This window comes from Nostoc sp., assembly GCF_036916985.1.
Lineage (GTDB): Bacteria > Cyanobacteriota > Cyanobacteriia > Cyanobacteriales > Nostocaceae > Nostoc.
This window is the reverse complement of the sequence record NZ_JBALFD010000066.1, coordinates 125,967-132,485: the sequence shown is the minus strand read 5'-3', so window position 1 is coordinate 132,485 and position 6,519 is coordinate 125,967. Positions and strand designations below refer to the sequence as shown.

Annotated in this window: 14 protein-coding genes; 6 read left to right on the top strand and 8 right to left on the bottom strand. The window is 38.3% G+C overall.

The window, feature by feature from the left end:
- The coding region (locus V7L07_RS22530; RefSeq protein ID WP_335061098.1) for a hypothetical protein at positions 1–196 on the top strand (196 nt) is incomplete at its 5' end.
- Positions 197–418: 222 nt separating this feature from the next.
- Here the strand turns inward: V7L07_RS22530 and V7L07_RS22525 are convergent.
- Entirely contained in the window at positions 419–556 is a 138-nt protein-coding gene (locus tag V7L07_RS22525) for an addiction module protein (RefSeq protein ID WP_335061101.1), read from the bottom strand.
- A 99-nt stretch (positions 557–655) separates the two neighbouring features.
- Here V7L07_RS22525 and V7L07_RS22520 point away from each other — a divergent pair, with 99 nt between their 5' ends.
- Positions 656–817, top strand: coding sequence for a hypothetical protein (locus tag V7L07_RS22520; RefSeq protein WP_335061097.1), 162 nt, complete (start codon positions 656–658; stop codon positions 815–817).
- Positions 818–824: 7 nt separating this feature from the next.
- Here the strand turns inward: V7L07_RS22520 and V7L07_RS22515 are convergent, their stop codons facing one another.
- Together V7L07_RS22515 and V7L07_RS22510 are read right to left on the bottom strand one after the other, a co-directional pair.
- Entirely contained in the window at positions 825–1,166 is a 342-nt protein-coding gene (locus V7L07_RS22515; RefSeq protein ID WP_335061096.1) for a XisI protein, read from the bottom strand.
- Positions 1,154–1,570 carry a XisH family protein gene (locus V7L07_RS22510; RefSeq protein WP_292728942.1) on the bottom strand — a complete coding sequence of 139 codons (417 nt, stop codon included), beginning with the start codon at positions 1,568–1,570 and terminating at the stop codon, positions 1,154–1,156. The genes V7L07_RS22515 and V7L07_RS22510 overlap by 13 nt, the downstream gene beginning before the upstream one ends.
- Positions 1,571–2,038: 468 nt before the next feature.
- Between V7L07_RS22510 and V7L07_RS22505 the strand changes: the two genes are divergently transcribed.
- Entirely contained in the window at positions 2,039–2,254 is a 216-nt protein-coding gene (locus V7L07_RS22505) for a hypothetical protein (protein ID WP_100899550.1), read from the top strand.
- The gene (locus V7L07_RS22500; RefSeq protein ID WP_335061095.1) at positions 2,247–2,552 is read left to right on the top strand and encodes a hypothetical protein; all 306 of its coding nucleotides are present in this window, start codon (positions 2,247–2,249) and stop codon (positions 2,550–2,552) included. Before V7L07_RS22505 ends, V7L07_RS22500 begins: the two co-directional genes overlap by 8 nt.
- A 276-nt stretch (positions 2,553–2,828) precedes the next feature.
- Here V7L07_RS22500 and V7L07_RS22495 read toward each other — a convergent pair whose 3' ends face one another.
- The 4 genes from V7L07_RS22495 to V7L07_RS22480 all read right to left on the bottom strand — a co-directional run bounded on the left by V7L07_RS22495 (position 2,829) and on the right by V7L07_RS22480 (position 4,362).
- On the bottom strand, positions 2,829–3,404 hold the full coding sequence (locus tag V7L07_RS22495) for a Uma2 family endonuclease (protein ID WP_335061094.1): 576 nt from the start codon (positions 3,402–3,404) through the stop codon (positions 2,829–2,831).
- An 83-nt stretch (positions 3,405–3,487) separates the two neighbouring features.
- A complete protein-coding gene (locus V7L07_RS22490; RefSeq protein ID WP_199346326.1) occupies positions 3,488–3,823 on the bottom strand; it encodes a type II toxin-antitoxin system HicB family antitoxin in 336 nt (111 codons plus the stop codon).
- Positions 3,823–4,083 (bottom strand): type II toxin-antitoxin system HicA family toxin, encoded by a 261-nt coding sequence (locus V7L07_RS22485; RefSeq protein ID WP_174711983.1) that lies wholly within the window; start codon positions 4,081–4,083, stop codon positions 3,823–3,825. The genes V7L07_RS22490 and V7L07_RS22485 overlap by 1 nt, the downstream gene beginning before the upstream one ends.
- A 114-nt stretch (positions 4,084–4,197) precedes the next feature.
- Complete coding sequence (locus V7L07_RS22480) at positions 4,198–4,362, bottom strand: hypothetical protein (protein ID WP_335061093.1); 165 nt, start codon at positions 4,360–4,362, stop codon at positions 4,198–4,200.
- 104 nt (positions 4,363–4,466) lie between these two features.
- Between V7L07_RS22480 and V7L07_RS22475 the strand changes: the two genes are divergently transcribed.
- Together V7L07_RS22475 and V7L07_RS22470 are read left to right on the top strand one after the other, a co-directional pair.
- Positions 4,467–4,688, top strand: a complete 222-nt coding sequence (locus V7L07_RS22475) for a hypothetical protein (RefSeq protein ID WP_179063863.1) — start codon at positions 4,467–4,469, stop codon at positions 4,686–4,688.
- A gap of 78 nt (positions 4,689–4,766) precedes the next feature.
- On the top strand, positions 4,767–5,063 hold the full coding sequence (locus V7L07_RS22470; RefSeq protein ID WP_335061092.1) for a type II toxin-antitoxin system VapC family toxin: 297 nt from the start codon (positions 4,767–4,769) through the stop codon (positions 5,061–5,063).
- Positions 5,064–5,270: 207 nt separating this feature from the next.
- On the opposite strand, the gene V7L07_RS22465 is transcribed toward V7L07_RS22470, so the two are convergent.
- Entirely contained in the window at positions 5,271–6,458 is a 1,188-nt protein-coding gene (locus tag V7L07_RS22465; protein WP_335061091.1) for a restriction endonuclease, read from the bottom strand.
- Positions 6,459–6,519: the final 61 nt, after the last annotated feature.

Below are 6,519 nucleotides of genomic sequence, written 5' to 3'. Positions count from 1 at the left end.
AATAGCAAATGTAGTCGCCGAAATAGCAAATGTAGTCGCCGAAATAGCAAATGTAGTCGCCGAAATAGCAAATGTAGTCGCCGAAATAGCAAATGTAGTCGCCGAAATAGCAAATGCGATCGCCTTGGAAAAAACCTTAAAAACTAAGCGCAGACGCGCAACGCGTTCGCCTTTAGCATCTTGTAGAGAAAAATAATACGTCCTTATTAAATCCCCTAAATTTATTTATGGGAATTATCTTTTTACTTTTTAACGTAGACAATTAGATAGGATTCTGGCATCTGAGAAATTGGATTCACCGTTTAGTCTACACAGTCTAAAAACTCATCACCCAGACCGGGTTTTTTACTCTCGTACCAACTGTATGCATCATTGAGTTCTTCTCGAACCTCTGGGCGAAACACCACGACATAATTCATTACTGCCCCTTAATTGATGCTTTGATTTCCTCCCAAGTCAGCACATTATCTGGATTTGAATTATAGTCAGCAGTTTGACGATCAAGCTCTTGCTTTTGTGCATCGGTTAAATCAGGGTAAACTTGCTCTGCTGCGATGGTATCTCAAATTGCCTGTACAAGACGGATTCTATCTTCAACACTGAGAGTTGCGATTTCGTTCAAAGTAGCTGTGATATCCATGCTGATTAACTTGGAGTGAGGAAACAACTGGTACACCTTAAATATAGCGGACAAGATTTTGTCCATCAAATCAAACGCTGCATTTGCTTTGATGCCCAACAGTGCGATGTCTACGACGGGCTACGCCTACGCCTTGCAGAAAACCTCAAAAACAAAGCGATCGCCCCGGTAGAATAATAATTTACTAAGCTGTTGCAAATTCTGTAAATTTTCTCACATCTGGAGGCTGAAAAGCTAACACAATATCGCTGGTATTTACACCTAAGTTCATTAATTCAGTCGCTATTCCCTCTTCTGTCCAGTCTTCTTCTATGAAAATTTTCTCATTCTTAATCCGAATATGAATATGAGTATATTTAAGTCTTTTACTGCCTTGCCAATCTACAGTTAACCAGAGATAATGATCGCGATTTTCATCAAATACTAAACAATTTTCAGCAACTTTATCAGGTGATTGACGAGATAAATTATCATATTCAGTTAGCACCTGTTTAATTAACTCTCGATATTGTGTTAATTTATCCATAAAGTAATTTCCTCCCTTTCATTGTTAAAAACAATAAATTCAATTTGCTGAAGTTTCACCACTGCTTGAATAGATTTTCTTTGAAAGAAAGTATCAAATACTGTATCTCTGATTGCTAGATAAATTTTATAGTTTTTACTGGCTAGTTGTAAAATATCGCGGTATAGAATATATTGACCTAGAGCATTTTCAAAATCTCTCATAGGAGAAGGACTGATAAAACTCTTAATTTCTACAACGATTTTCCGTCCTTCTTGTTCTGCTAATAAGGCTTTCTCTACAAATAAATCAGCATAAAGTTCTGCATCTTCATACTGCAAAAAATAAGGGTCAGCTATAATTGTCCAGCCATCTTTAATTAAGGCATTTTTAACAGCATCATGGTAAATGTCTTTTGCTGGCATTTCCTTCGTGGTAATATTGCCTAGATATTAAGTTTTAGTTATTATAATTATACTAACTGACTAAGAACTTCAATATCCTATCCCCTCAAAATTACATCGCCTGTTGTGGAAGAGTGAATGCGTTAGCAAAGCTCACCGTAGGTATCGCTTTGCAGAAAACCTCAAAAATTAAGCGATCGCCATTTGTGGAAGAGTGAGTGCGATGTCTACGACGGTCTACGCCTACGCATTACAGCGCTTCCCGCTATTATGCAATACAGTTTTTCTTCTTGCCCCTCTCCTAGTATAGCTTTCAGCTTTGAGGATGATGTACCTCATAGCTGCCGGAAGTGCTGTATTAGCTGTTTGAATTATCTCATCTGTAAGTTGCAAAGGTGATTATTCTAGTTGTAGCTTGGGGTAAACGCAGTGAAACCCAACGAATAAACTATGATCAAGAAGCAGACTTGATTTACTAGAGTGCTTTGCATGGTTTCAGCAGAATTAATCTCCACTTTGCGAGAACTTAGTCGAGCAGATAAGTTTTATATTATGCAGGTTTTAATCTCAGAGTTAGCCCAACAGGAAACCGAGCTGATTAAGCCCGATCAGTCCTATCCTGTGTGGTCGCCTTATGATGCAGTTGAAGCAGCAGATACTATGTTGAAAGTGCTAGAAGCTGCTAAAACTCAAGACCATGCGTAACGCACAACGGTATTCCTTTATCCCAATTGATGTTGCATTGAGTGAAGCCAGTTTTCGCCCCTATCTACCCCTTACTTTGATCTACCAGCAAAGTTCTGCGATCGCATCCGGTCTGTTGGATACTGGAGCAAGCGTGAATGTGCTTCCCTATCCAGTAGGAGTTGAGCTTGGTTACGTATGGGAGCAGCAGACAACTGCATTGAGTTTGACAGGTAATTTAGCTCAATACAAGGCGCGTGTCGTGGTTCTTCAAGCAGTAGTTGGGCAATTTGAACCTATACAACTTGTATTTGCATAGACACAGGCTACAAACGTACCGCTAATTTTGGGGCAAGTTAACTTCTTTATGGAGTTTGATGTTTGTTTCTACCGTTCACATTTACAGTTTGAGATCAGCCTAAATCGTTAGCCTCAGAGTAGATTTATTGCATTTGCCAGCCACCTTACACTTCAGAGTAGCGGACGGAAGCCGTTGGTGAGGGACATTGTAAAGAGCGATCACCTTGCAAAAAACCTCAAAAACAAAGCGATACCTACGGTGAGCTACGCTAACGCACTTCGTGTTTTAATCAATTCACCAGATATCTTCAAAATTAAGCACAAATCCAGGTAGTATATCTTCTCCTGATAAACTAGCAGGAGATTGCAGCACTTCAACATCTCTACCAAAGCGATAAATTTCTACTTGCCGAATTTCTAAATCAATTAACCAACCTAATCTAGCACCGTTGTCTCGGTACTCTTGCATTTTATTTTGTAGCCTTGTTAAACAATCAGTATCAGAACGCAATTCCACGACAAAATCAGGACATACAGGCGGAAAATTCTCTTTTTGCTCCTGTGTGAGATGATCCCATTTGTCACGTCTTAACCAAGATGCGTCAGGAGAACGAACTGCCCCATTTGGTAAAATAAACCCAACGGAAGAACCAAAAACTATACCTACTGACTCATCACGATTCCACACTCCAAGTTGAGCAGTTAAATTAGCATTGCGGTTGCTGGTTAACCCTCCGACTAAAGGCATTAATAGCAATGTGCCATCAGCATTACGCTCAAATCTGATTAATTCATTTATCTGACATAACTGGAAGAACTGCTCATTTGTTATTTTAAGAATAGGAGCAAAGTTGATAGTTAACGCATCCATAGAAAAATTTCAACTTGAATATTCCCATAAAAATGCCAAAGGTGAATGCACTTTAGCGAAAAACATATTTAGAATGATTGACTCTAAGTATTGATTACTTTATCCGCAGCACCAGTTAATATTTCATCCATCCAAGCATTTATGCTTTTGCCAGCCTTTTTAGCAGCAATAAATATTTTGCGGTGGTGTTCTGGAGTTGTGCGGAATGGAAGTTTACCAGAGAATGGTTTATCAGGCTCCTCTCCTAGTTCTTCACAGAAAGCAAGATAATCGTCAACAGAAATTTGAAATTCTTGACGCGCTTCGTCTACAGTTTTTGCCTTAAAGGTAATTACGTCATTAATATCTAGGACTTGACCAAAAAGTATTCCCGCTTCTACATCTACTTCTATACTAGCTGTGTATCCTTTATAAGTCATCATATTTCAATTCCTGCCTTAATTAAAAATTCTCTAACAGATTTGACTGCTCCTTTATCTGTCTCATTTTGAGGATGCGGTTCGTGAAAAACAGCTTTCACATCATTTAATTTCACACGAACCCGCGAACCTCTACCTTGAGTAATATCAGCACCGAGAGCTATAAATAAACTTTCAATATCTTTCCAAAGAATATTAGATGGTACAGGATTTGTAAAAATTAACTCTAAAATCTGACGTTGTTTGTTATTGAGATCCATTTAATCAATACAATTACAGCCATCTTACAGTTAAGTTGAATATAGCCACAGTTTTGATGATATCATATTATGATATCGTTGAAAATATAGAAGCGTAGGCGTAGCTGGGGTACACTACACCTCCAAAATTTCCCAAAGTGCGTTAGCGAAGCTCACCGTAGGTATCGCCTTACAGAAATCCTCAAAAACAAAACCTAGACCTGTAACGGCTTGCTGTTTGTTAGACATCGCCTGTTGTCCAAGAGTGAGTGCGATCGCAATGGTTATTCTGATAAACAAGCATATATCAAGCCTGTCTACATTTATTTATAAAATAAAGAAACGCAGTCTGTCTGTGTGTGTATATTTGACTTAAAGTCCAGAGAAATTGGAGTGTATATTTTATGTCTAATTATCAAGAAGTACTATTGCAAGCTCAAAGCCTAACTCCTGAAGAGCAAATACGCTTAATTGAAGAATTGTCAAGCTTAATTCGTCAACAGGTAACGATGATACCTAAGCAAAAGCATAGCATTCTCGAATTACGTGGATTAGGTAAAGAAATCTGGAATGGCATTGATGCTCAAGAATACATTAATCAGGAACGTGATTCATGGAATGGCTAGTCCAGCTACAGGGGCAAATTGTAGGTTTGGATACTGCTCCACTAATTTACTTTATTGAAGAAAATCCTAATTATTTAGATGTTTGTTACAGATGCTTTTTTTGAAGCGATGTTTCGTGGTGATTTTAGCGTTGTAACATCAGTTTTGACCATCACGGAAGTGTTAGTCTATCCCTTGCGACAAGGAAACACAGCATTAGCTCAACAATATCGTGAAATTCTATTTAATTCCCAAGGTTTAACAGCTATCGAGGTTTTTCCCGACATCGCTGAAAATGCGGCACAATTAAGGGCAGATTATAACTTAAGAACCCCAGATGCTAAACAGAAAAGCTACTGCTATTCGTGGACGTGCATCATTTTTCTTGACAAATGATGCGCAGTTGCCGTCTTTACCACCGTTGTCAGTGTTAGTGTTGGATCAACTGATAGTTTGAGTCTTTTTTGTATGTTGCGATCGCTGTTTCTATGATGGCATTTTAGGCAATCGCCTTGCAGAAAACCTCAAAAATAAAGCGATCGCTTGTTGTGGAAGAGTGAGCTATCACCTTGTATCACAAGCCATGTGACAACAGTATGGTTATTAATCAAGGTGATCGTAGTACTGCGGCTTGCCATCCCAAAGAGAATAAAGCTCTCGGTTGCTCCAGAGATAAAGTTCATCCTTGTTGTTATATTTCTTTTTTGCTCGAAATACATTTTCTGCATTTAGATAGTCAAGAGCAGCAACCCCAGTATCCGGCACTTCGTATCCTTGAAAACTATCACCAATTATGCTAAGTGTGGTTTTTGGAAGATTCATTAGCAGAACTGCTCCTTTTGATTCCCGTAAAACTAATACAAAAGAGTTCAAAACCATTCCATAATTTTTAGTAGCATGAAAAATTTTACCTTCTAGTGTATTGGTTAAACTTTTTGAGTTAAATAAATATCTCAAATAATCAGGTTTTATTAGACTAGATTTATCACGGATAATACGTTCTGCGGCATTAGAAGACCAACAACTTACATCATCTGAAGCTGCCAATTTTATGCGTCTATTCTGTCTAGCAGCAAAGCGTTTAGCACAAGGTAGATATCGTGAAGTCGTTATGAAAAGTCCTTGGTTTGCTCGTTCGTCTTCTACAACAGCACTTAAAGCTTGTACTGCTTGAAGATCAATAGGACTGGATTTAGCGTATCTCTTAGCCTGCACCAACGTCACTACTTCACCAATCACATCATTAGAGTATAAGCGAATATCTACACCACCATCAGCTTGACCAGAGCCAAGTTGAGTTTGATATCCGTTATTACGAAATATCCCATCAAGTAGGATCTCGAACTTCCTTGGATTAAGATGGTATAAATCATCAGGAAACTTGTGAAAATGTGCATAAACTTCCTCATACAGATCCGAAAAATCTGGCTGCACTAAATCACAAATCCACTGCCATTCAAAGTAATTACGATATGCTTCTTCTAGCTCTTCATCACCATTAACCCAAAAGGTAAATACTCCACCTCCATAATTCTCAAAATAGAAACCTGTGCTATCAATTAGTTCTTCAAATTCATCGCGCAGTTCATCACCATAGTATCCGTACAAAATTTCGCCAAGTTGGCCAGAAGCACAGAGTAATAGAACACATGGGTTCTCTTCTGGTTCATCGTCAAAATGTTCACTCCACGACTGAAATTTGCAATCTTTCCATAAATCTTGTTGTTGCGCCCAAGAATGGATAACTGACTTAAGAGCTTCAATATTATTCTCAAGACGAGCATCGTGCATACACTATAAAATTAGCCAAGATTGAACCAAATTTACATAAATTGCGCTTGAAGATTTTCAA